The 22,880-nt window shown below is 68.5% G+C and carries 28 protein-coding genes and 1 tRNA gene; 14 read left to right on the plus strand and 15 right to left on the minus strand.

The window, feature by feature from the left end; genetic code table 11:
• Nucleotides 1-50: 50 nt before the first annotated feature.
• The 5 genes from GBZ26_RS11650 to GBZ26_RS11670 form a co-directional block, all read right to left on the minus strand.
• Nucleotides 51-881, minus strand: coding sequence for a DUF3618 domain-containing protein (locus GBZ26_RS11650; protein WP_174438986.1), 831 nt, complete (start codon nucleotides 879-881; stop codon nucleotides 51-53).
• A 218-nt stretch (nucleotides 882-1,099) separates the two neighbouring features.
• Nucleotides 1,100-1,175: transfer RNA gene (locus GBZ26_RS11655), tRNA-Lys, on the minus strand.
• Between the two features lie 121 nt (nucleotides 1,176-1,296).
• Nucleotides 1,297-1,842: a pantetheine-phosphate adenylyltransferase gene (coaD, locus tag GBZ26_RS11660; RefSeq protein ID WP_174438987.1), complete on the minus strand. Its 546-nt coding sequence runs from the start codon at nucleotides 1,840-1,842 to the stop codon at nucleotides 1,297-1,299.
• A 21-nt stretch (nucleotides 1,843-1,863) separates the two neighbouring features.
• The gene (gene gyrA / locus GBZ26_RS11665; protein ID WP_174438988.1) at nucleotides 1,864-4,701 is read right to left on the minus strand and encodes a DNA gyrase subunit A; all 2,838 of its coding nucleotides are present in this window, start codon (nucleotides 4,699-4,701) and stop codon (nucleotides 1,864-1,866) included.
• A 200-nt stretch (nucleotides 4,702-4,901) separates the two neighbouring features.
• A complete protein-coding gene (locus GBZ26_RS11670; protein ID WP_174438989.1) occupies nucleotides 4,902-6,281 on the minus strand; it encodes an MATE family efflux transporter in 1,380 nt (459 codons plus the stop codon).
• A 194-nt stretch (nucleotides 6,282-6,475) separates the two neighbouring features.
• On the opposite strand from GBZ26_RS11670, the gene GBZ26_RS11675 reads away from it, so the two are divergent.
• The 6 genes from GBZ26_RS11675 (at nucleotide 6,476) to GBZ26_RS11700 (ending at nucleotide 9,099) form a co-directional block, all read left to right on the plus strand.
• Nucleotides 6,476-6,628: an entericidin A/B family lipoprotein gene (locus GBZ26_RS11675; RefSeq protein ID WP_014197259.1), complete on the plus strand. Its 153-nt coding sequence runs from the start codon at nucleotides 6,476-6,478 to the stop codon at nucleotides 6,626-6,628.
• Between the two features lie 41 nt (nucleotides 6,629-6,669).
• Nucleotides 6,670-6,870 carry a hypothetical protein gene (locus GBZ26_RS11680; RefSeq protein ID WP_174438990.1) on the plus strand — a complete coding sequence of 67 codons (201 nt, stop codon included), beginning with the start codon at nucleotides 6,670-6,672 and terminating at the stop codon, nucleotides 6,868-6,870.
• A 256-nt stretch (nucleotides 6,871-7,126) separates the two neighbouring features.
• Nucleotides 7,127-7,753: a calcium-binding protein gene (locus GBZ26_RS11685; protein WP_174438991.1), complete on the plus strand. Its 627-nt coding sequence runs from the start codon at nucleotides 7,127-7,129 to the stop codon at nucleotides 7,751-7,753.
• Between the two features lie 155 nt (nucleotides 7,754-7,908).
• Nucleotides 7,909-8,361, plus strand: a complete 453-nt coding sequence (locus GBZ26_RS11690) for a hypothetical protein (RefSeq protein WP_174438992.1) — start codon at nucleotides 7,909-7,911, stop codon at nucleotides 8,359-8,361.
• Nucleotides 8,362-8,500: 139 nt separating this feature from the next.
• Nucleotides 8,501-8,755, plus strand: a complete 255-nt coding sequence (locus GBZ26_RS11695; RefSeq protein WP_174438993.1) for a hypothetical protein — start codon at nucleotides 8,501-8,503, stop codon at nucleotides 8,753-8,755.
• A complete protein-coding gene (locus GBZ26_RS11700; RefSeq protein WP_174438994.1) occupies nucleotides 8,752-9,099 on the plus strand; it encodes a hypothetical protein in 348 nt (115 codons plus the stop codon). Before GBZ26_RS11695 ends, GBZ26_RS11700 begins: the two co-directional genes overlap by 4 nt.
• On the opposite strand, the gene GBZ26_RS11705 is transcribed toward GBZ26_RS11700, so the two are convergent.
• The 4 genes from GBZ26_RS11705 to GBZ26_RS11720 all read right to left on the minus strand — a co-directional run bounded on the left by GBZ26_RS11705 (nucleotide 9,059) and on the right by GBZ26_RS11720 (nucleotide 11,399).
• Complete coding sequence (locus tag GBZ26_RS11705; RefSeq protein ID WP_174438995.1) at nucleotides 9,059-9,364, minus strand: hypothetical protein; 306 nt, start codon at nucleotides 9,362-9,364, stop codon at nucleotides 9,059-9,061. The genes GBZ26_RS11700 and GBZ26_RS11705 overlap by 41 nt on opposite strands.
• A 243-nt stretch (nucleotides 9,365-9,607) precedes the next feature.
• Nucleotides 9,608-10,441, minus strand: a complete 834-nt coding sequence (locus tag GBZ26_RS11710; protein WP_174438996.1) for a DUF305 domain-containing protein — start codon at nucleotides 10,439-10,441, stop codon at nucleotides 9,608-9,610.
• A gap of 11 nt (nucleotides 10,442-10,452) precedes the next feature.
• Entirely contained in the window at nucleotides 10,453-10,653 is a 201-nt protein-coding gene (locus GBZ26_RS11715) for a heavy-metal-associated domain-containing protein (protein WP_174438997.1), read from the minus strand.
• Between the two features lie 125 nt (nucleotides 10,654-10,778).
• Entirely contained in the window at nucleotides 10,779-11,399 is a 621-nt protein-coding gene (locus GBZ26_RS11720; RefSeq protein WP_174438998.1) for a class I SAM-dependent methyltransferase, read from the minus strand.
• Between the two features lie 353 nt (nucleotides 11,400-11,752).
• On the opposite strand from GBZ26_RS11720, the gene GBZ26_RS11725 reads away from it, so the two are divergent.
• The 6 genes from GBZ26_RS11725 (at nucleotide 11,753) to GBZ26_RS11750 (ending at nucleotide 16,768) form a co-directional block, all read left to right on the plus strand.
• A complete protein-coding gene (locus GBZ26_RS11725; protein WP_174438999.1) occupies nucleotides 11,753-12,160 on the plus strand; it encodes a hypothetical protein in 408 nt (135 codons plus the stop codon).
• Nucleotides 12,161-12,285: 125 nt separating this feature from the next.
• Nucleotides 12,286-14,433: a protein-disulfide reductase DsbD family protein gene (locus GBZ26_RS11730; RefSeq protein ID WP_174439000.1), complete on the plus strand. Its 2,148-nt coding sequence runs from the start codon at nucleotides 12,286-12,288 to the stop codon at nucleotides 14,431-14,433.
• A 158-nt stretch (nucleotides 14,434-14,591) separates the two neighbouring features.
• Nucleotides 14,592-15,275: a DsbA family protein gene (locus tag GBZ26_RS11735; protein WP_174439001.1), complete on the plus strand. Its 684-nt coding sequence runs from the start codon at nucleotides 14,592-14,594 to the stop codon at nucleotides 15,273-15,275.
• A 20-nt stretch (nucleotides 15,276-15,295) separates the two neighbouring features.
• A complete protein-coding gene (locus tag GBZ26_RS11740; protein ID WP_174439002.1) occupies nucleotides 15,296-15,769 on the plus strand; it encodes a hypothetical protein in 474 nt (157 codons plus the stop codon).
• Nucleotides 15,770-15,779: 10 nt separating this feature from the next.
• The gene (locus GBZ26_RS11745) at nucleotides 15,780-16,082 is read left to right on the plus strand and encodes a DUF1264 domain-containing protein (protein ID WP_174439003.1); all 303 of its coding nucleotides are present in this window, start codon (nucleotides 15,780-15,782) and stop codon (nucleotides 16,080-16,082) included.
• A 188-nt stretch (nucleotides 16,083-16,270) separates the two neighbouring features.
• Nucleotides 16,271-16,768, plus strand: a complete 498-nt coding sequence (locus tag GBZ26_RS11750) for a hypothetical protein (protein ID WP_174439004.1) — start codon at nucleotides 16,271-16,273, stop codon at nucleotides 16,766-16,768.
• A gap of 53 nt (nucleotides 16,769-16,821) precedes the next feature.
• On the opposite strand, the gene GBZ26_RS11755 is transcribed toward GBZ26_RS11750, so the two are convergent.
• Nucleotides 16,822-17,811 (minus strand): c-type cytochrome, encoded by a 990-nt coding sequence (locus GBZ26_RS11755; RefSeq protein WP_174439005.1) that lies wholly within the window; start codon nucleotides 17,809-17,811, stop codon nucleotides 16,822-16,824.
• Between the two features lie 626 nt (nucleotides 17,812-18,437).
• Between GBZ26_RS11755 and GBZ26_RS11760 the strand changes: the two genes are divergently transcribed.
• Complete coding sequence (locus GBZ26_RS11760; protein ID WP_211104710.1) at nucleotides 18,438-18,671, plus strand: hypothetical protein; 234 nt, start codon at nucleotides 18,438-18,440, stop codon at nucleotides 18,669-18,671.
• A gap of 59 nt (nucleotides 18,672-18,730) precedes the next feature.
• Here the strand turns inward: GBZ26_RS11760 and GBZ26_RS11765 are convergent, their stop codons facing one another.
• The 5 genes from GBZ26_RS11765 to GBZ26_RS11785 all read right to left on the minus strand — a co-directional run bounded on the left by GBZ26_RS11765 (nucleotide 18,731) and on the right by GBZ26_RS11785 (nucleotide 22,137).
• A complete protein-coding gene (locus tag GBZ26_RS11765; protein ID WP_109070249.1) occupies nucleotides 18,731-18,919 on the minus strand; it encodes a hypothetical protein in 189 nt (62 codons plus the stop codon).
• Nucleotides 18,920-18,935: 16 nt separating this feature from the next.
• Entirely contained in the window at nucleotides 18,936-20,627 is a 1,692-nt protein-coding gene (locus tag GBZ26_RS11770) for a cbb3-type cytochrome c oxidase subunit I (RefSeq protein WP_174439007.1), read from the minus strand.
• 17 nt (nucleotides 20,628-20,644) lie between these two features.
• Nucleotides 20,645-21,301, minus strand: a complete 657-nt coding sequence (locus GBZ26_RS11775) for a cupredoxin domain-containing protein (RefSeq protein ID WP_174439008.1) — start codon at nucleotides 21,299-21,301, stop codon at nucleotides 20,645-20,647.
• Between the two features lie 105 nt (nucleotides 21,302-21,406).
• Nucleotides 21,407-21,745 carry a hypothetical protein gene (locus GBZ26_RS11780; protein ID WP_174439009.1) on the minus strand — a complete coding sequence of 113 codons (339 nt, stop codon included), beginning with the start codon at nucleotides 21,743-21,745 and terminating at the stop codon, nucleotides 21,407-21,409.
• A 149-nt stretch (nucleotides 21,746-21,894) separates the two neighbouring features.
• The gene (locus tag GBZ26_RS11785) at nucleotides 21,895-22,137 is read right to left on the minus strand and encodes a hypothetical protein (protein ID WP_174439010.1); all 243 of its coding nucleotides are present in this window, start codon (nucleotides 22,135-22,137) and stop codon (nucleotides 21,895-21,897) included.
• Between the two features lie 95 nt (nucleotides 22,138-22,232).
• Here GBZ26_RS11785 and GBZ26_RS11790 point away from each other — a divergent pair, with 95 nt between their 5' ends.
• Entirely contained in the window at nucleotides 22,233-22,583 is a 351-nt protein-coding gene (locus tag GBZ26_RS11790) for a hypothetical protein (protein WP_174439011.1), read from the plus strand.
• Nucleotides 22,584-22,880: the final 297 nt, after the last annotated feature.

A 22,880-nucleotide genomic window follows, 5' to 3' on the forward strand; every position in this document is an offset into this window, starting at 1 on the left:
GCGGTTACTCGTGCGGGTGGCGACGGCTACACCCCAGCATGCCCCCTCCCTCACGCGACCGCTTCGCGCAGAGCGCCGACGCGATGGCGCACCGTCTCGATCTCGTGGAAATGGGCTCCGACGATCACCGTCAACTCCTCTGGGAGGTCATCGTGCAGGCTGTTGCGGAACAGCCCAAGCGTGCCCTCCACGCCGCTTTCCAAACCGCGGAGCAGCCCGCCGCGTGTCCGTGGGCCGCCCAATTCGGTGTCCAGGTCACGCCAGACCGCGTGGACGGGAGCCTGCAAGTCGCGACCGCCGCCGCGGCGCACCAGTTCCGCCTCCAGGGCGGCAGCGCTGCGGTCGAACTGGGTGGCGACCTGGGCCAGCCGTGCCGTCAGGTCGGGATCGCCCAAAACCATCTCGGCTTGTCGGAATCCGGTGGCGCCCTGGCGGCACGCGGCCACCAGAACGCTCAGCACATCCTGGATCGTTCCGTCGATGACCCGTCCCGACGGCGTTCCGGATGCGACGGGCGCAACCTCCGGCGTGCGCGACACGGTCCAGGCGAACCACAGGGCGCCGGCCGCCATCACGGCCAGAGGCCAGGGGTTGGAGCGGATGGCGCGGGCCATGCGTGACGGGTTGCCCTCCACCACGTCGCGCACCACCTCGATGACGCCACCCGACATCTGGCCGGGCGACAGCCGGAACTCGATCTCGTCGAGAACCGCGTCCATGCGGCCGCGGATGGCGTGGATGTCCTGCTCGATCTCGTCCGTCCCCCGTTGCCCGCGCGGCGATGCCGGACTGTCGGGTGTGGGCGTGGATGTGGTGTTTGCTGCTGTGCCCGCCGCGACGCCGCTCATGGTGTCGGCATACGGATCGGTGGCTCGGTTCATGCCGGCATCTCCCCCTCTTGACGCTGCCGCCAAGCAACACCCGCGAATGGCGGAAGGTTCCGGCTTGCTACCGGGGTGACACGAGGGATCGCCTATCCGATCTTTTTAAACAGGGGGCCAACCGGGAGCAGTACCCCATCCCCGGCAAACCGCCACGGGTCGGTTTGTTGGAGGGTCCGAACCGGCAACCCTTCAGACCGCTAATCTGCTGAGGAAAATGGTGATCCGGGTGGGATTCGAACCCACGGCCACATGATTAAAAGTCACGTGCTCTACCGACTGAGCTACCGGATCACAGAAGCATACGGCCTGTTGCCGATGCGGGGCGCAACATAGGGGGCGGGGACGCCCCGGTCAACAGCGGGGTTGGGCGGAGCGCACAAAAATTTCGCCCTCCGCCGCGATCCCAACGCCCTCACTGTTTGAGCGTCTGCACCTGCTTGCTGGCGTCGCCGTTGCCGGCCTCCAGGGCGAAGCGCTCAGCCAGATGCTCGGCCACGCGGCCGCTGACGAAGCCGCGGATGTCGCCGCCCAAACGCCCGATCTCCTTGACGAAGCGGGAGGAGATGAACTGGCTCTTCTCCGAGGCCATCAGGAACATGGTCTCGATCTTCGGGTTCAGGCGGGCGTTCATGCCCGCCATCTGGAACTCGTACTCGAAGTCCGAGACCGCCCGCAGGCCGCGGATGATCACGGTGGCGTTCACCTCCACCGCGAAATGCATCAGCAGCGTGTCGAAGGCCCGCACCTCGATGCTGGCTCCGGCGTTGTTGAGGGCGGTCACGTCCTCCCGGACCATCGCCACCCGCTCGTCCGTCGAGAAGAGCGGACCCTTGCCGGCGTTGCGGGCGACGCCGACGATCAGGTGATCGACGAGGCGCGACGCCCGCTGGATGATGTCCATGTGCCCGTTGGTGATCGGGTCGAAGGTGCCGGGATAGACACCGATGCGGCGCTTCATGGGAGTACCTTCCGCCTCTTCTTATTCGATGGTGTCACCGGGCGTATCGCCAGGAGCGGCCTCGTTCCCGGCCGCATCGTCCACGGAGGCCGTCCCGCCGCCGTTCGGATCGATGCCGTTCGGTTCGCCGCCGTTCGGATCGGCACCGTTGCCGTTGGTCCCGTTGCCGTTGGTGTCCTCATCCTCGGCGATGGACGCGACGGACACCACACGCTCGTCCGCACCGACGCGGAACAGCGTGACGCCCAGCGTCTTGCGGCCCGCGATGCGCACGTCGTGGATCGGCATGCGGATGACCTGGCCGCCGTTGGTCACCATCATCACCTGGTGCGAGTCCTCCACCGGGAAGGCCGCGACGATGGAGCCGTTGCGCTCGCCCATCTCCATGTTCCAGATGCCCTGGCCGCCGCGGCCGGTCACCCGGTACTCGTAGGAGGAGGTCCGCTTGCCGTAGCCGCGCTCGGTCACGGTCAGCACATACTGCTCCAGGCCCTTCAGCTCCTCGTAGCGCTCCGGGCTGATCGTCACGGCCTCGGTCGGCACCTCGTCGGCCTCCGGCGCCGCCTCGCCTTCCATGTCGACGCCTTCGTCGCGCTTCATCTTCAGGAAGGCGGCGCGCTCCTCGGGCGAGGAGTCGACATGGTGGAGCGTGGTCATCGAGATGACCTCGTCGCCGTCGGCCAGACGGATGCCGCGCACGCCGGTCGAGGTGCGGCCGGCGAAGACGCGCACGTCGGCCACCTCGAAGCGGATGCACTTGCCGCCGCCGGTCGCCAGCAGGACGTCGTCCGCCTCGGAGCAGGTGCGGACGGCGATCAGACGCTCGCCCTCCTCCTCCAGCTTCATGGCGATCAGGCCGTTGGAGCGGATGTTGGCGAAGTCCGACAGGCGGTTGCGCCGCACGTTGCCCTTCGAGGTCGCGAAGACGACGTGCAGGTCCGCCCACACGGCTTCGTCCTCGGGCAGCGGCAGGACGGTGGTGATCGTCTCGCCGTCGATCAGCGGCAGCAGGTTCACGAAGGCCTTGCCGCGCGCCTGGGGATTGCCCAGCGGCAGGCGGTAGACCTTCAGCTTGTAGACCATGCCGCGCGACGAGAAGAGCAGGAGCGGCGTGTGGGTGTTGGCGACGAACAGGTCGCTGACCGCGTCCTCCGCCTTCATCGACATGCCCGACCGCCCCTTGCCGCCGCGCTTCTGCGCGCGGTAGGTGGACAGCGGCACGCGTTTCACGTAGCCGGACTGGCTGACCGTGACGACCATGTCCTCACGCTGGATCAGGTCCTCGATGTCGGCCTCGAACTCCAGCTCCTGGATCTCGGTGCGGCGCGGAGTGCCGAAGCGCTCCTTCATTTCCACCAGCTCGTCGCGGAGGATGCCCAGCAGCTTCGCGCGGTTCGCCAGAGTCTCCAGGTAGTCGGCGATCTGGTCGGTCACGTCCTTCAGTTCGGCGCCGATCCGGTCGCGCTCCAGCCCGGTCAGGCGGTGCAGGCGCAGGTCGAGGATGGCGCGGGCCTGCTCCTCCGACAGCCGATAGGTGCCGGCCTCCGACACGCCGCGGCCCGGCTCGTCGATCAGCGCGATCAGCGGGGCGACGTCCATGGCCGGCCATTCGCGCTCCATCATCTGCTCGCGCGCCCAGACGGGGTCCGGGGCGCTGCGGATCAGCGCGATCATGGCGTCGAGGTTGGCGACGGCGACGGCCAGACCGACCAAGGTGTGGGCGCGCTCGCGCGCCTTGCCCAGCAGGAACTCGGTGCGCCGGGTGATGACCTGCTCGCGGAACCGGACGAAGGCGACGATGATCTGCCGCAGGTTCATCAGCTCCGGCCGGCCGCCGTTCAGCGCCAGCATGTTGACGCCGAAGGAGGTCTGGAGCTGGGTGTGGCGGAACAGCTGGGCCAGCACCACGTCAGGCACGGCGTCGCGCTTCAGCTCGATCACCACGCGGACACCGTCGCGGTCCGATTCGTCGCGCAGGTCGGCGATGCCCTCGATCGTCTTGTCGTTGACGACCTCGCCGATGCGCTCCATCAGCTTGGACTTGTTGACCTGGTACGGGATTTCCGTCGCCACGATGGCGAAGCGGTCCTTGCGGATCTCCTCGATCTCGGTCTTGGCGCGGATGATGACGGAGCCGCGCCCGGTCATCAGGGCCGAGCGGACGCCCGACCGGCCGAGGATCATGCCGCCCGTCGGGAAGTCCGGGCCCGGCACGAACTCCATCAACTCTTCGTCGGTGACATCGTTGTTGTCGATGTAGGCGCAGCAGGCGTCCACCACCTCACTCAGATTGTGGGTGGGGATGTTGGTCGCCATGCCGACGGCGATGCCGCCGGCGCCGTTGACCAACAGATTCGGGAAGCGCGCCGGGACGACCGTGGGCTCCTTGCCCGAATCGTCGTAGTTGGCCTGGAAATCGACGGTGTCCTTGTCGATGTCGTCAAGCAGCGCCTCCGCCGCCTTGGCCAGCCGCGCCTCGGTGTAGCGCATGGCCGCCGCCGGGTCGCCGTCCATCGAGCCGAAGTTGCCCTGCCCGTCGATCAGCGGCAGGCGCATCGAGAAGTCCTGCGCCATGCGGACCATGGCGTCGTAGATCGCGCTGTCGCCGTGCGGGTGGTATTTACCCATCACGTCGCCGACGATGCGCGCCGACTTCTTGTAGGGCTTGGTCGAATCGTACCCGCCCTCCTTCATCGCGTAGAGGATGCGGCGGTGCACCGGCTTCAGCCCGTCGCGGACGTCGGGCAGAGCGCGGCTCACGATCACGCTCATCGCGTAATCGAGATAGGACCGGCGCATCTCGTCTTCGATGGTGACCGGCGCGATGTCGGAGGCGGGAGGAAGGGGCGTCGTGCTCAAGGAGACAAACTCATTCTACGGGCTGCGGCGATGCTCGGTGTTCAACGCTTGCTGTTCAACGCTCAAGGTCAACACTTAAGGTTCAACGGGGCACGTCCGCACGGCCCTTCGGGCCGCTGCATGTAATATAAGAATTCCTATCAGCTTTCGCATGTGCACACAACGCTCCGGCGATCCCACGATTTCCAGCCTTTTGCCGGTCAATGGCCTCCGGCCTTTGCAGGACGGGGGCGGCTCAACAGCGCGAAGCGCAGCGAAAGGATGGTCACGGATACCACACTGGCGATCAAAATTCCCTCAAAAAGACCACGCGCGCCGCGTTCCAACCCGAAGGCGAGCAAGGCCGACACCGGAATCATCACCACCGCGTAGGAGATGAAGTGCAGCGCCGTGGGAACCCAGGCGTCGCCGCGCCCGCGCAGGGCGTTCGCCATGACCACCTGCCCGCCGTCCGCCACCAGGACCCAGGCGGTGAAGGCGATCAGCGGCGCCACCGCGGCGATCAGTTGGGGGTCGGCGCTGTAGATCGCCGCCAGCGGCTCCGGCATCCAGCGGTAGAGCACCCCGACTCCGGCCAGGATCAGGCTGGTGACGCCCAGCCCGGTCCAGCCGGCCAGCGCCATGTCCAGCGGGTCGCGCCGGCCATAGGCCACCCCCACCCGCACCGCCGTGGCCGAGGCGAGCCCGACCGCCGCCATGAAGGGCAGCGCCGTCAGGTTCAGACCGACCGTGTAGGCGCCGAGCGCCAGCGGCGAGATCATCCCGGCGAACAGGCCCAGCGTGGCGAAGGCGCCGCTCTCCACGCCCAGGCTGACTCCGGCGGCGTAGCCGAGATGGCGCTGCTTGCGGCTGCCGCTCCACCAGTCGCGGACCGGGTCGCGCACCGCCCAGCGGGCGTGGTCGCTCATGTGCCAGGCGTAGAGGACAAGTCCAAGCCCCATTCCCCAGCGCACCGCCGTGGTCGCCCAGGCCGAGCCGACCGCCCCCAGGGCCGGAAAGCCGCCATGCCCCCAGACCAGCATCCAGGCGAGCAAAGCGTTCAGGAGATTGCCGAGGATCATCGCCACCATGCCCGGTATGGGCCTCTTCAACCCCTCCAGGAAGAAGCCGGTGGCGACGTACAGCATCATGCCCGGCATGCCGTAGCCGAGCACCGCCATCACCTGCCCGCCGCCCGCCGCCAGATCCGGGGATTGGCCGGTCAGGCGGAAGAAGGGCTCTCCGGCAAGCGAAGCCAGGGCGAAGAGGATGCCGAGCAGCAGCGCGTAGGGAATCGCCCGGCGCCAGATGCGCCCGCACTCGGCGTCCTGTCCCGCCCCCAGGGCATGCGCGGTCACCGCCACCACACCCATCATGAGGCCCACTCCGGTGGTGACCAGCAGATTGGCCGGCAGATGGGCCAGACCGTAATAGGCCAATTCCTGCGCGCTGTAGCGGCCGACGATGGCCGTATCCACCGCCATCATGACGACCAGCCCGGCGCGCGAGACGATGACCGGGGCGGCCAGCCGCAGCAATTCGCCCGCATGGGTGCGCAGACGGTCGGCCAGGAAAGGGGCGGGAATCGCGTGGTCAGGCATGATCGGGGGGTCGGTCGCTTGTGTACGGTTGTCACCGCCGGTGGCGGAACCGGCCATCTTGACCGTGCGGCGTACCACGTCAAGTGGCGGTTTATTGTCCTTCCGCCCTGTTGCAAATCCGCCGAATGGGCCGGAACCAACGCCCGCGGCGGCGCGTTGACGAGGCAACAGCATCCACTGAGGAGTTCGGGATCATGAGCCGCTCCATGCCGTTCCCCGTCCGCCAGATTGCCCTCGCCAGCTTCGTCCTGACCTTCGCCGCGCTGCTTGTCGGCTGCAACACGATCGAAGGGGCCGGGCAGGATGTCCAGGCCGGCGGCCGGGCCGTCGAACGCGCCGCCGAGTGACGCGCCCCACCCCGTTTTTCAACCACGAGAGAGACGCCCGCATGAGCGATCCCATGAATCCGGAGCGCCCCACCCCAGGACACCCGACCGAGGTGCCGCCGAGCAACCCGAACCCCCCGCAGCCGGACCGTCCGACCACGCCGGACCCCTACCCGGTTCCCGAGAATCCAGACACTCCTCCGGAAATGCCGCCGCCGGCGGACCAGCCGATTCCCGGTATGCCGTCGCCGACCCAGGCGTAAGGCGTCGGACACGGCGTTTGTTCGCAAAAGGCAGTTCCAGGAAAGGCCGGCGCCGCAAAGCGCCGGCCTTTTCCTTATCCAATGACCGACCCTTCGGAAATCGAAGATTCGAATCTGGAAACAACACCGAAACACATGAGCAACAACACTCAAGGAGCCGTGGCAAAGTTTGGCATTGGTGCGTTAAGTGTTTTTTTACCTTTCTCTGCCTCCGCCTTGATGTTAACCATTTATTAATCATTGAGGAGAGGCAACCATGGCCAGGTTTTCGGGCACCAACGCCGCCGAACGCTATCTCGGCACCGATTCCGCTGACACGGTCTATGGCAATGGAGGAAATGATTCACTCTCCGGAGGTCTCGGCAACGACACGCTGGATGGTGGACTAGGGAATGACTGGCTGGGCGATCCCTACGCCGGCGATCCCGGCAACGACCACATGCACGGGCGCCAGGGCAACGACCAGTTGTTCGGCGGGGCCGGCAACGACTGGCTGGACGGCGGATCGGGCAACGACACGGTGAAGGGCGGGCGCGGCGACGACACGCTGGTCGGCGGAACCGGCGACGACTGGCTGATCGACACGCTGCGCGACGACGGCTCCGACATCTTCCTGCCCGGCGCCGGCAACGACCATATGGTCAGCTACCGCGACGGCGCGACGGACATCTTCCGCTTCGACGTGGCGCCGGGCGGCTTCGGCACCGACGACATCAGCTATTTCGAAGCCGGGATCGACCGCCTTGAGTTCCGCGGCTTCTCCGCCGCCGACCTGACCGTCTCCACCACCGCCACCAGCATGGCCTTCGGGTTCCGGGACGGCTCGTCGCTGACCGTGGATACCGTCGGGCTGGTGTCCGGTCGCGACTATGTCTTCACCTGACCGGTAAACTCACCTGAAGGAAGTACCGCGGGCATGGGGGCGTGATGACGCAAGGGGCGTGGCCAAGGCTGGCCGCGCCCTTTTCCGTTCCGGTCCGATGCCCCTCCGCTCCGCTGCCGCGTTATAGCCTTGCCCACGCGACGGAGGAGCCCCGCATGAACCATCGACGCCTCACCCCCCGCCCCGCCACCCGGCTGCTCGCCGTCTGCGCCCTGGCGGCGCTCGGCGCCTGCGCGGAGACCGGCGCCACGCAACGGCCGATGGCGCAGATGTCGCCCCTGGAACTGGTCGGGCTGACGGTGCAGTCCATTCCCGAGAACCGCATCCTGGGTGCGGTGGAGGATGTCGTCCTCACCCCGGCGCGCGAGCCGGTCCAGCTCGTGGTGGCGAGCGGCGCGCCGGTCCATCCGGTGAAGCGCCACGTGACGTTGGAATCCGGACAGCTGCGCTATTCGGAAGAGCGGCAGGCGCTCGTCCTCACCGGCATGACCGCGGACGAGTTCGACGCCCTGTTCGCCACGCCCGCCGCGATGGCTCCGGCCCTTGCCCCCATGCCCGGCAATCCGGCGGACGCCACCAACTGGAACCGCGCCACCGCCCCGCGCTGATCCCTCCTTCCGCCAAACCTTGCGGCCCCCCATGACGGGGCCGCAAGGTCTGGCCGGCGGGCATCCTTTCGCCTTTGCAATGTTATGATATAACGTTACATAGACCTGGAGCTGTTTGGCAAAGCGCGGCAACGGGGGGATGATGTTCGAGGATGTGGATGCTCCGGAGGGTCCGGCGGGCTTCGAGTCGGCGCTGGACCTCGTGCGCTCGCTGTGGGCCGAAGGACGGCGCGAGGGCGTGCCGGACCGGTTGGTCGCCTGGGCGATGATGGTGGAATCGGTGGACCGGCTCGCCGCACTGCATGGCCCAAACGCGACGGCGGCTCTGCTCGACCGGTTGGGCCGGGCCGTTCTGGACACCTCGCCGGGCGCCAGTCCGGGATCGCTTCAATGAGCGGGGTGACCAACAACCGCTTCTACGGCGCGCGCTCCTGGCGGGAGGCCAGGCCGGTGGTCCTGCACCCCCGCTTCTTCGACGGGTTCCGGGACTTCCTTGACGGGCGCCCGTTCGATTACCGCGGGCTGGACGGCTGGCCGCTGCTCGACCAGCACCGCTACGAGAATGGCCGGGAACTGGCGGCGGAATGCCGTGCCGCCGGGCTCGTCGTGCGCTGGGGCGACCGCACGCGCATCCCGCGCGGGCTGAAGGACCTGGTTGCCGGGCGCGCCCGGCGTCGTGAAAAGCCCCGCAGGCCCATTAAAAGCGCAGGCCGGCCGCGGGATTGTCGATTTGGTTGAGCGGACAGCGGCAGGTCGGGCAGGAAATCTGGGACAGGAGCGTGTTGCGCTGCTCCTCCGTCAGCGAGACGCCGGCCGCCTGAACCGCTTCGTCGATCATCCGGCGATGATAGGCGGTGGCGCCGCAGCCCTCGTCCAGCACACCCTTCAGATCGTCGTTCGGAATCACGCGGAATGCCGCGGCGGGACCGGACAGGGTCGCCGCACCACCGCCGACCGCGACCGCGGCAAGGGCACGCAGGAAATGTCGGCGCTGGGAGGCCATGGCTGCTCCTGGATCACGACGGGTACTCACCGTGGAATCTCGGTTGGCGGGCATCCCCCGTCAAGCCTGGCCTGTGCAGGTCATGCGAAGAAAATAGCGCGCGTCAGGCTGGACGAGGTGTCCACGGCAACATGGGGCACGCTCTCCTCCCTCCTTCCCCGATGCAAGAGCGGCGACCCGTGGGCAGGAGAGCGGTGGCAAGAAGCGCTGCAGCATGATCGTCGCCGGACATCCCATACCGGATCAGTGGCCCATTCCCTTATGGCCCATTTGTCGGTGGCCCGTGGGTCCGTGATCCATCTGGTCATGACCCATGGCGCCGTGGTCCATCGTGCCGTGCCCGCCGTGCATGGACATGCCGTGGACCATGGATGGGTCCAGCTTGATGGCGCTGGCATCGCCGGGGTAGCGGTCGACGACGCTCTCCAGGAGCCCGATCTCGTAGGTCTGGTCCTGGACGATGTCGTAGTTCATGCTGCGCAGGAAGCTGTTCTCGCCGTTCGGGTCGGCGTTGTAGTCCCGCGCCATGTCGAGCGCGCCCTGGTGGTGTGCGATCATCGCCTTGGCCCAGCGGACGTCGTACTCGTCGACCGCGCCGAATGCCGTCCAGAGGTCGAGCGCCGTCGGCGGCGGCGCCTTGATGTAGGACAGGCGGTGCTCCAGCCCCTCGGTGGCCACCGGCCGCCGGACGAGCTTGGTCGAACCGAAGTCGGCCAGCACCGTCGGCGGCTGCTCGACCTGGCGCTTCACCTCGTCGAGCACGGCGATCTCGTACTCCTGGTTGGCGATGATGGCCCCCGCCATGCGCCGCAGCACCGGGTTCCGGCCCTTGGCCAGGTACTCCTCGGACATCGTCAGCGCGCCCGCGTGGTGCTCGCGCATGCCGGTCACGTAGTCGAGGTCGCCCTTCACGGCTGCGGTGTCGGCGACGTCGCCCGAGACCAGAGCGAGTTCGTAGACGGCGGTCTCGTGCCAAGCTCCGCCGCCACCGCCGTCGGCCATGGCCGCCGATGCTGCGGAGAGAGTCAGGACCAGAGCCAGGGCGCTACCCAGGAGGGCGTTCTTCTTCGTCACCATGGTGCGTCTCCTCAGGCGATCGGCGAGGCGTCGTAGCCCGCGTCGGCCAGCGTGCGGATGATCAGGTCGGCGCCGACGTCGCCGTCGACGGCGAGGCGGCGGTTGGGCGGGTCAGCCTGGATGGCCGTGATGCCGGGGACGGCGGTCAGGGCCTTGCGGACGGCGTTGGCGCATCCGCCGCACGTCATGCCGGGAACGGTGAATTGCAGCATCGGTATCCTCCTCGACGGGGTCCTTCCGGACCGCTCCGGTTCGTCTCTGGAGGCAGCCTCCACCTTCCAGTCGTTGGAAGGTCAATGGTCCTGTGGACGCCTTTTTGATGTCCGGCACGCATGCCTCATCCGCTTCGATCGCGTGCGCAGCCCTCGTACATGAAGCCCAGGAGCCTGATGCCGGGGACGTAACCCGCCTTCAGGTCCGTGATGTGGAACCCGGCCGCATGAATGAGGTCGTCCATCTTTCGATCCAGATGACAGCCTCCCGCACACCTCGACCACACCGGTGTCAGGCGGTGCTGCCAGCGGCGGACGCCGGGGTCAGGCGCGAGGCCGTGCTCGACGAAACGCAACTGTCCACCCGGCCTGAGCACCCGGCGGGCCTCCCGCAGCGCCGCGACCGGATCGGGTATGCTGCACAGCGACCATGTCACCACCGCCGTGTCGAAGCTGCTGTCGGAAAACGGCAGTTGCTCCGCCGTTTGCTCCATCAGTTTCACAGGGTGGGGTGTCACGGCCGCCGCTCGCCGAGCGAGGGCCAGCAACTCCGGTGAGGAGTCCACGCCGACGACCTCCGTGGCCGCTCCCCCGTAGAACGGGAGGTTGCGCCCGGACCCGATCCCGATTTCGAGAACGCGCCCCCGCGCACCGCCGACGACGCGGGAGCGGAAATCGCTGAGCACTGCCTGCCCCATGACCCAGTCGGTGAGCCGCGGCAGTATGTGATGCTGATACAGGCTCATGCCGTCGTGTCCCTGGAGGTTTTCCGCCCGCAGGCCCTTTACGCTTCAAGGCGGCTCAAGACGTCAGCAGCGTCTCCTGGACTTTGAAAGGTGATGGGTCATTGCGCTCCTCCGTATGATGTCGGCCAAGGATTCATGGGCTTATGCAAACGCCCGTCTATTCGATGGCGACATTCCATTAGACTATAGTAATGTCTAATGCGCATCGGCTGGCAGGGGAACAGGCTACGGCGATCGGAGTTCCGAGCCCCCCCTCACGGGTCTGTGAGCGGAATGCGGGTTGCGCCAAGCCTCCGCCGACCGTAGCTTCGATGCGGGATGACGAGAGGATGCGCGTGCCACACAGGGCGAACATGATCCGGGCACTGGTGACGGCACTGCTCGTGCTGGCCACGCTGGTCGCGTTCGCCGGTCCCGGCTGGACCAGGGCGCTCGCCCCCGTGGACACCGTCCGATCGTTCCAGCCAGCTTTCTCTGACGCCGTTTCCGCCGAGAAACGGGAGGCGGTCGTTCCGACGGTCCTGACCGCCGCTGACGGCACCGACCGGCCCTGCAACGGACGCGACGCATCGACGACCGGGACGGCACGGTGCCCGACCGCCGTTCCATGCCTCACGGTGTGCGGCGCCCTTCCCAATGCCGCGTCCACTGTTCCACCCCCTCCGGCAGCTGGTGCTGACAGCCACGCGCGTGCCATCGACGATCCGTCGCGCGGCATCACCACGCTCCCCGACCTGCCGCCTCCGCGCCTGTCCGCCTGAACCGCCACAGGGCCGTCGCTGCGCCGGGCATTGTCCGCCTCCGACCGTCCGTGGCCGATCCCCAGCAGGCTTGCCGCTCCACTCCGGAGCGCACGGCCCTGTTCCCTCAGCGGACGGACAACGCGATGTCGATCACTGTCACCCGGCGCCCTTCGCTGGCGCCGCTCGCCGCCGTGTTCGGCGGTGCCTCCAAGGCTGCGACCAGCCGTTTGTTGCGCGCCCTCCCGGCGGCCCTCCTGTTCACCGTGCTGGCCCCCGTCTCCGTCTCCGCAATGGCCGGTCCCCAATCACCGGCCGAGACCTCGACGGTGCAGGTCCTCGCCGCCGTCGATGCCGCCGGTCAGTCACAGACCATCCCGGCGGGGCTCCGCATCGTCCTGGACGACGGCTGGAAAACCTACTGGCGCTCGCCCGGAGACGCGGGCATGCCGCCCCGAATGGACTGGTCGGGCTCCACCAACGTTGCGTCCGTCGCGGTCCGCTGGCCCGCGCCGCAGCGCTTCTCGACCTTCGGCATCGAGACCCTGGGCTACACCGGCGAGGTCGTCCTCCCCCTCGAGGTGACCGTCGAGCGCCCGGGCGAGCCCGTCTCGCTGCGCGGCAAGGTCGACCTACTGGTGTGCAGCGAGGTCTGCGTCCCGGCCGCGCACCAGGTCGGCCTCGACCTGCCCGCTGGTCCCGCCACACCCGACGCGGCCGCGGGCAACCTGATCGCACGGTTCGACGCCCAGGTTCCCGGCGATGGGAACTCGTCCGGCGTCACCGTCGAGGGCGCCTGGACCGACCCCGTTCGCGGGGCGCTCGTCCTCCGCGTGGCGTCCGCCACGGCGCCGCTGGCGGCTCCCGACGCCTTCGTCGAGGGGGGCGACTGGGCGTTCGCCACGCCGGAGGTCGCGCGCGAGGACGGCGGACGCACCGCCCTGCTCACGCTGCCCGTCGTCGCCGGGCCCGATGTCGTCGGCATGGCCGACAGGCCCCTCACCGTCACGGTCGTCGACGGCGGCCGGGCCGTCGAGGCCGGGGTCACCGTGTCGTCGGAGGCGCCCTTGACGGGCGACCGGCTCAACGACCTCCTGCCGTTCCTGGCGGTGGCCCTGCTGGGCGGCCTTGTTCTCAACCTGATGCCCTGCGTCCTGCCGGTGCTCTCCCTCAAGCTGATGTCGATGATCGGCCAGCAAGGTCAGGAGCGCCGCCGCGTGCGGTTGGGCTTCCTGGCGACCGCCTCCGGCGCCATCGCCGCCATGCTCGTCCTGGCGGGCACCTTGGCGGCCCTCAAGGGGGCGGGCGGCATCGTCGGCTGGGGCATGCAGTTCCAGCAGCCCGTCTTTCTCGCCGTCATGGTGGGCGTCCTCGTCGCCTTCGCGGCGAGCATGGCGGGCGTCTTCGAGATCCGGCTGCCGTCCTCTCTGTCCACCACCCTCGGCACCGTCGGGGGCGACGGCCCCGCCGGGCACTTCGCCATGGGCGCCTTCGCCACCCTGCTGGCGACGCCCTGCTCGGCGCCGTTCCTCGGCACCGCGGTCGGCTTCGCGCTGGCCCGCGGCCCGCTGGAGATCCTCGCCGTATTCGGCGCGCTCGGCGTCGGCCTGGCCGCCCCGTACCTGCTCGTGGCCCTGTTTCCGGGCGCGGTCGCGCTGCTGCCCCGGCCGGGGCGCTGGATGGGCACGCTCCGGCACCTGCTCGCGGCTGCCCTTGCGGCCACAGCAATCTGGCTGGTGACGGTCCTCGCCGCGCAGACGTCGATCGGCGCGGCCGCCAGCGTCGTCGCGGCCACCCTGCTGGCCGTCGGCGCCCTTGCCCTGGCCACCCGGGGCTTCGGCGCCGTTAGTCTCGTGGCCGGGCCGGTGGCCCTGGTCGCGCTCGCCACGGCGGTCGCCATCCCCGCCGCCCTCGACCGCGCGACTCCGGCGGCGGAGGCGGCACGGTGGCAGCGGTTCGAGCAGGCGGAGATCGCCCGGCTGGTCGCGCAGGGCCAGACCGTCTTCGTCGACGTGACGGCGGACTGGTGCGTCACCTGCATCGTCAACAAGAAGCTGGTGATCGATCGCGAGCCGGTGGCCGGTACGCTGTCGCGTGACGGCGTCGTCGCCATGCGGGCGGACTGGACCAGCCCCGACCCGGCCATCGCCGCCTACCTCGGCCAGCACGACCGCTACGGCATCCCGTTCAACGCGGTCTACGGGCCGGGCGCGCCGCACGGCATCGTCCTGCCCGAGGTGCTGTCCGAAGGCGCCGTACTGGACGCCGTCCGGAAGGCCCGGACAGCCGGATAACCGCGGCGTCCCCCACAAGTCTCTCAGACACCACGCCCCACGCCGCGCTTGGCCAGCCGGAACGTCCGAGCGCGACGCTCCCCAGCATCCCGACCGCCGCCGCCGGGCGTCCCGAGCGGCGGCCCGCCCATTCGCATCACGGAGCCAAGAGCCCCATCATGACCTCCCGCCTCGTCACGACCCTTCTCACCGTCACCGTCTCCGCCGCCGCGTTCGGCGCCGGGGCCGTCGCCGTCCAGTCCTTCGTCGCCCCGACCTCCGCCGCGGCCACGGCGGCCCCGCCCCTGGTGGCGGAGCTCGGCCCGGACGCCCTGACCCGCGGTCCCAGCGCGATGGTCGTGGGCAACCCGCAGGGCGACGTGACGGTGATCGAGTTTTTCGACTACCAGTGCCCGGTGTGCCGCAAGGTCCACCCCTTCCTCGAGCAGCTGGTCGCCGAGGACAAGAACGTCCGGGTGATCCACAAGCACTGGCCGGTGTTCGGCGCACCGTCGATCCACGCCGCCAGGATCGCGCTCGCCGCGCGCTGGCAGGACCGCTACGAACAGGTCCATCACGCCCTCATGAACATTCCCGGTCGCCTCGACGAGGAGAAGATCGGCAAGGCGGCCAGCGAGGCCGGTCTCGACCTGGCGCGGGCCGAGCGGGACCTGAAGGAGCGCGACGCTCAGGTGGACCAAGCCTTCAAGCAGGCATCCGCGCAGGCGGCCATGCTGAAACTCCAGGGCACTCCGGGCTTCGTCATCGGCAGCTACCTCATTCCCGGCGGCCTAGACCTGAAGGCGATGAAGGAGATCGTCGCCGACGTCCGCGCCAGGAAGCGCGACGACAAGCAGGGCTGAACCAGCGTGGAGCGTCCGTCATGAGTCTCGCCGACAAATCGATGAGCCCGCCTCGTGGCCTGCGAGGGGCCGCCGCGGCGATCTTGATCTTCCTGGTGCTGGGAACTGTCACCGCCGTGTGGCCGAACCCCGTGTTCGTCCGCATGACGCCGACCCAGGGGTTCGAAGTCTGGCTGCTCGCCGTCCAGGCGGTGCTGGTCGGAATCTACGTCGCCATCCGGCGGCCGATGTGTCCGCCCCGTGGCGCCGGACTGGGCAGCGTTCTCTGGTTCCTCGGGATCGCCTGCCCGACCTGCAACAAGCTCCTGCTGCTGGTCTTCGGGGCGGACCTGCTGCTCGCCCACGTCGAGCCGTACCGCCTTCATTTGGCCGTGGTCGGGGCCGCCGTCACCGCGGCGGCCGTCGCGTGTGAGTGGAGGCAGCGCCGCCACGCGGTGGTCTGTCCGGTCGACATGTCGGACCACAACCTCCGGGAACGCATCAGACCTTCCTAATAAGAGCAAGATGAACAGCTATGGCAAGACTTGGCACACATGGCAGTCCGAGAAGGGCACGCAACCGGGTGACCGGATGCCCTATGGGCCTCCCATGCTGGCCTGGTCGTTCAACCGTGACGGCGAGGCTCAGCCTGGGCTGGTCGAGGCCCGCGATCGCCAGATGAACATGTCGACCGCGGAACGCCGTCGTGCCCGACAGGATCTCGTGCCCGCGGCCCGCCCCCAGGAAGGGGTGGACGCCCTCAAGGGCAGGTTCCCGCGGCCTGTTCAGGACATTCCCGGAGTGGTGGACAAGCGTGCAGCGCGGTGATCGCGCTGCGCAGGGAGAGCGGCGCGGCGTCCAGGGGCCACCCGGTGGCCACCGCCGTCGTGCGGTGAAAGACGGCTGCAGCTGGCGCGGGCCGCCGTGATTTACGTAGGGAGGGGGTACTATCCGATGAGGAAACGTGCCATGCTGCCCGCGGTCGGTTGATTCCTTGCTTCTCGAAGAGACGCGGCATGAGAACCGTCTTTGCGCTGCCGTTCCTGGTTCCGTTGCTCCTTGCGACATCGCCGGGCAAGGCGACCGACCTGCACCAGTTCTGGGAGCAGACCTGCGGGGACTGCCACCCCCACGCCGGGGCCTTCGCCCAGCGGTTCCTCACCGTGAAGGACGGCAAGCTCCAGGGCCGCCATCACACGGACGACCTGATCGTCTTCCTGCAACACCATCACCTGCCGCAGAACCTCGTGCGGCCGATGTACGAGATGCTGCTCGCCCAAGCCAGCACGGGACCGCGCTTCAAGGAACGGTGCGGCCGTTGCCACGAGTCCGCCGCTGATCTGGCTCGGGAATCGCTGGTGGCCCGCGACGGCGTGCTGCACGGGCGGGAGAGCGGCCGCCCCGTGGCCGAGTTCCTGCCCCGCCACGCCAAGCTGGGCCTGACGCCGGAGGACGTGACCTTCTTCACCGACCTGCTGACGCGCGTCGAACGCGAGGTTCACTCTGGCGGCTGACAGGAGTGGCGGAGAAGCCCGCAGGCTCCTCCGCCAAGGGGACGCCTGACCGTTTACTGCGTCGCCCGCTGCAACTCCTTCAGCTTGGCCCGGATCGGATCGTAGGGGCCGTACTTGTGCTGCTCGGCCGGGAGGCCGTCCGCGAACGGCGGGAACGGCATGTCGACCGGCTTGCGCAGGCGGTTCGGGAAGTCCTTGTCGAGGTTGGCCTTGTGGGGACGCGGCTGGCTGTTCACGAAGGCGATGACGTCGTAGGCGTCCTCGTCCGACACGACCGGCGCCTCGTGGGTCGTGCCCAGCGGCATGTTGTTGTGGACGAAGGCCGACGCGGTCAGTTGGCGGTACATCCCCGCGCCGTCGTTGTAGCTGTCCGCCCCCCACAGCGGTGGGAACTGATAGCCCTCGCCGTCGCCGACCTGGCCCTTGCGCACGCCCTGGCCGTCCTCGCCGTGGCAGGCGGCGCAGACCTCGGCGTAGACCTGCTTGCCGCGTTCCGGGTTGGCGGCGCGGGCCGGTTCCTTGATCGGCCGAGTGCCCGACCCCTCGATCTTCGCGCCGACCGGGATGCCGGTGGACAGCCACTTCATGTAGGCGACGAACGCCTTCATCTCGGTGCTCTCCAGCGGCAGCGCCTTGCCGTTCATGCTGCGCTCCATGCAGCCGTTGACGCGCTCCTCGATGGTGCTGATCGCGTCCTCGCGGGCGCGGTACTGCGGGAAGACCGCATGCACACCGGTCCACGGCATCGAGTAGGGCTGCGTTCCGGCGTTCAGGTGGCAGCTTTGGCAGGCCAGGTTGTTCCCGGCGTACCGCTTGGCCGGGTCGGCCGCCTCCGGGCCGAGATGCTTGTGGGTTTCGATCGTCAGCGCGTGGCCGTACTTGACGAGCTTGCCAAGGTCGTCGTCCTTCACCGTCGCAATGTCCGGCGGCGTCCATTGGGTCAGGTCGATCCTTTGCGGGTCCGCCGCGTGCGACACGGCGAGGGTGGTCGTGCCGACGGCCAGGGCCGCGAGCGCACAGGCCAGCGTGTTGATGGTCTTCATGGGGCGTCTCTTCCCTTCCTGTGAGTCTCTTTTGTCGTTTCGTTGCACGTCGTGCGGCGTTTGGCCGCATCGCTATTCGTCGACAGCTACATACGCCCACTCCATTTTATTAGACAATACTAATTTACAAGCAGTCTCCATGCGCTGCCGTGCGCCTTCCCGTCATCCTTCGGCCTGCAACCTCCGAAAGAGCGTCTCGAAGACCTTCCGGGCCTCGCCGGGATGCCGGACCGCGGCGGCCTTCGGCCGCGTCAGCCCGCTCTTCGCCGCCAAGTCCGTGGCGCTCATGTGGAATCGGCCGCCTTCAAAAGCATCTCGGACGCATGCTGAAGGTGGAGAAGGACCGTGCTGACGCGGCCGTCCTCACCGAAGGAGTTGAACCCCGTCATGGCAGTTCGAAGCGATTGCCTTCAGCTTCAATGCCCTCGCGTCGCGAACCAGCTTCAAGGCACCATCCTGGGAGTGGACAACGGCGGAATGACATCCTGGATGCCTTTATACCGTTGCCCAGTCGTTAACCGCGGTCGCAGGTGCTGTAATACCCGGCGCTGTTACGACGTCCATCAAAAGGCCCGCGCTCTCGCGTGCCGCAAAACGGGAGGAGAAGCATGTTGAGGAACATCGTCTTGGCTACCATCGTCGCCGTCGCCCTCACCGGCCCGGCGCTCGCCAACAGCTGTCCCAGGCACATGGCCGCCATCGACCAGGCGCTCGCGGCCAATCCAAAGCTGGACGCCGCAAAACTGGCCGAGGTCAAGAAGCTCCGCGCCGACGGCGAGGCGCTCCACAAGCAGGGGAAGCATGCCGAGTCGGAGGCGACGCTCGCCCAGGCCGAGAGCATCCTCGGCATCAAGAAGTGACATCGGGCGCCACGGGGGCTGGGCAATGCCCTCACCCCCGCGGCGTCGTGCGCAGCGGCTCAGCCCCTACGCGCCTTGCGGCCGACGGCGAACAGCATCCCGGCGAGCACCAGGAACACGATGGCGCCGCCACCCCAGACCCGGACGTAGCCGGGCATCCCGAGGCTGGGGACGAAGGCGTAGACGGCGGCCAACCCCGCCCACACCGTGACGATGGCCAGGGTCAGCCAGAGTTCGTCGTTCTTCATGGCTTTTCTCCCACATTCAGTGCCCATGCCCGCCGCCGATGGCGATGATCGGCAGGGATTGGATCAGCTGGAACGCGACGATGGTGAAGACGTACATGGCGGCGACCAGCGCGGCGACCGACACCGGCCCGGTCCACGCGGGCGCGGCGCCGACGCCGCGCGCCCCGGCCTGCCAATCGACCACGGGAGCCTGTTCTGCCGTCGCGCGCCGCGACAGCAGCGTGCGCACGACGCCGTACACGGTGACCGAGATGGCCACGGCGAAGACCGCGGCGCCGACGCCGACCAGGGCCATCAGCACCGGCCACGCCGCGGGGGCCATGCCGCCGTAGCTCACGTCGAACACCCGGCGCGGCACGCCCATGAACCCGGCCGTGATGCCCGCGGCGCCGAAGATGAGCAGACCGATCGTCACCAGCAGGGGCATGCGCTTCAGCACCGCCGGGCGCCACAGCGTGCCGCCGCCGAGTGCCGGGAGCATCACCATCATGGCGGCCAGGAAGGTCTGGGTCAGCACGCCGACCGCGAAGAAGTGGAAGTAGCCGGGCACGAAGAAGGTGTCCGACAGCATCGGCGCCAGTTCGCCCTGGATCAGGACGAAGGCGAAGGTGATGCCGACCATCATGTTCACCACCGCCCAGCCCATGTTCGTCATGGCCGGGTTGTCCCACGGCAGCCCGCGCATCCAGCCGAAGAAGCCGGTTGCGCCACGCGCCCGGGCGCTGGCCTCCAGCGAGGAGACGATGATGGCGAAGGCCGCCAGCGTCGGGACCGAGACGAACAGCGACAGCAGCGAGCCGACGACCCGCACGCCTTCGGACAGGTTCGGCTCCAGAAACATGTGGTAGAGGCTGGTCGGCGGCACGAACACCAGATACGCCGCGAAGACGATCTTCGACATCCTGGCGCCGTGGATGGACGTCACGCCGGTCAGGTGCTCGGTCAGCACGTACCACACCAGCACGGTCGCCATCAGCGGCAGGTAGTGCAGGTTGTGGAACAGGATGTGCCACTCGGTGCCGTGGTCGGCCGGGAACGGCCCGGCGCCCAGCGACCACAGCGCGCCCGGCAGGAAGGCGTTCGCCGCCGCGATGGCGCCGACCACCAGGAATCCCGCCCAGGCGAACAGCGCGAAGCCGATGGAGGTGAACGCGTCCGCCTCGCCACACAGCCGGGGCTGGAGCACCGTCGCGATGCCGCTGACCGCCGAGGCGACCAGGCCGCCGGAGAGCAGCAGGTAGCCCAGCGCGAAGAACCCGGCCGAGCGCGGATCGTCCGCGGCGAGCTCCGGGCTGCCGTCGTAGAGCAGCGGCGTGCCGGTGTAGGAGATCCATTCGCTGACACCGAAGCCCGCCAGCATCAGCGCAGCACCCACCCAGGCGAACGGGCGCAACGCCAGCCCGCGTCCGTTCTCGGTAGCGGCGAGCACGAGCAGGAGGGCCGCTTGGATCAGGTACAGCCAGTAGAAGAACACCGACACGCCGTGCAGGGTGAGCAGGCGGTAGGCGTCGTCCGGGAAGAAGGTCAGCGCACCGGCACGGGCCAGTGCGGTCACAAAGCCTCCGAGCAAGCCCAGCACCAGCGCCAGCAGGGCGGCGCCGAACAGCAGCTTGAGGAGCGCCTTGTCGGGCGTCGGCAGGGCTTTGATGCGCGCCACCAGGGTGGGCTTGGAGCCGACCGGGGCGACGTTCGTTGAGATGGTATCCATGGTGGGTCCTCCCCGGGTCACGCGACGACGATGCGGCCCTGCATGGCGTCGTGCGCCTGGCCGCAGTAGACGGTGCAGTACACGAGGTACTCGCCCGGCCTGGTGAAGGTGATGACCTGCTCGGTGACCGTGTTCGGGCGCAGGCGGATGATCCGGCTGGCGGCTCCCAGCTGGATCGACGCGCCGTGCGTGATGTCATCCGCCATCATGCGGAACCGGTACGCCTGCCCGGCCTTCAGCCGCAGCACGTCCGGGCTGTAGGCGAACTTCCGGGCCATCAGGTAGACGTCCACCGGCTCGCCTCCGGCGTCATGGCCGTGATCGTGCCCCTCGGCGGCGTGGCTGTGCGTGTCCTCGCTGACGTGCGGGTTTACGCTGCCGTCCTCCTGCGTGTACCGCTGGATGAAGTAGTCGTGCTCGAAGCGGAACTCCTCGGGCGCCATGCCCGCCGAAGCCCCGTGACCACCGTGGCCATCGGCCTCGGCGGGTGCTTCGACGGCACCATGGCCGCCATGACCACCGCGGTGAGCGTCGGGTTCGGGGGCAGCGGCCGTCTTGCCGCCGAAGGGAAGCGGGGCGGCTCCGTAGGCCGCCCAGGCGCCGTACAGGGAGACGGCGCCGAAGCCCAGTTCGGCGATGAAGCCGCGACGGGTCGTGAAATGCCTCTCAGACATCGTGAGAGTCCTCTGGTCGCGTGGTCGGAATCGCTCGCGAACGCCACCGGTCGGGTGGCGCGGGGCCGGGCGTCCGACGCAGACGGCGTCAGGGCGCTCGACCGGTCAGAGGACGGTCTTCGGAGGGGGCGTGTCCGGCGCGATGTCCCGTGCGTTCGGGGCGTAGTCGGGCCGCGGGTGCCAGGACGTCTCCACCGTCGTCACCGCGACGGCGACGACATGGTCCGCCGGGGCTTCGGCCGCCGGGCAACACGGAGCCACGACCACGAGGGCGGCCTTGTGGGAGTCGCCATGCGACGGGGTCGAAGGCGATGGCGCGTGGTGGGAACTGTGGTCGATCGGGCTGCCATGCGCCTCCACATGCGCCATGGCTCCGCCCGCCGCGCCCACCAGGAGCGCGAAGGCGAACGCCAGAACGGCGAAGATGTGGCCCAACCGCGTCATGTCTGCCATCGTCACCAACGACCTGGGACCTCCCAGGCCATGCCAAGCGTAGCCCCTTATCATCGGTCCGGGAATTGATCGGCATCAACCCGGCGCCCGTGCCGGCGCCCGTGTCACGGTCCGGTTATGGAGACGCCATGGGTGAAACGTCACCGGGCGGTGGAGCCTTGCACCTGCGGCAGGGCGGCGCCGGTGACCGGACAGGAGACGTGTTCGACTTTGTCCTTGACCTTCCAGCGGCTGGAAGGCGCAGGGTTCTTCCTGTGATGCATCTCCGGCCCGGTCGAAGGTGCGGGGGACATTCCGATGCACTCCTTCTCCGACGCCTGGTGGGGATCGTTGCCGAAGCCATCTGTTGTTGCAGGGGCCAGGGAACGGTCGTAGGTTTCCATAAGGGTGCGGTGGGCACTGGGGTGCCGCACGGTTCCCGCAAGATGAGGCAAACGCCATGTGGCGTGCGACGCGGTCGTCGGTGAGGAGGGTGGTGGTGAGCCTGCTGATGCTGGCCACGCTGCTCGTCTATGCCGCGCCGAGCCACGCCAACCTGGGGCCTCACCACGCGTCCCGGACTCCTCACGAGCATGCTCTGGTCGACGACCATGGCGACGCCATCGCCGCGATCGGCGACCACGAGCACGAGGAGGCTCCGTGTGGGGACCGTGGCCTGCTCGACGAAGGGGCCTGCTGCAGCGTCGCTCAGTGCGTCACCATGCACGGAGGCCTCCCCGCTGCGATGGTCGAGGCGTTCATTCCGCGCCTGAACGCGACCCAGCACCTGCCTGCCCTGGCCACGCCGGACGGCATCGGCATCGCCCCGGCTTTCCGCCCCCCGCTCTGACCATCTGACGCCACGAGTCCGCCCGCGCCCGACCTGAGCCTCGGCTCGGGGAAGGCCGCCGGTCCCGGCCCTCGTGCGCTTGGCTTTTGCGTCCCCGGCGCTCCCGCGTGGAGTCCGTCCGGGATGGCTCGAACCAGATGTTCAGATGGAGGACGCCATGTCGTCTCTCACCCGCAAGATGCTCCCGGCACTCGCGCTGACCGCCATGATGTCGGTCGCCCAGGCCCAGACCACCTCAGACCAGGACCACAACGCCCATCATCCTGACGGTGCCGCGGCCACGACGCAGGCCCAGCC

The sequence above is a fragment of the Azospirillum formosense genome (assembly GCF_013340925.1).
In the GTDB taxonomy this organism is placed as follows: Bacteria; Pseudomonadota; Alphaproteobacteria; order Azospirillales; family Azospirillaceae; genus Azospirillum; species Azospirillum formosense.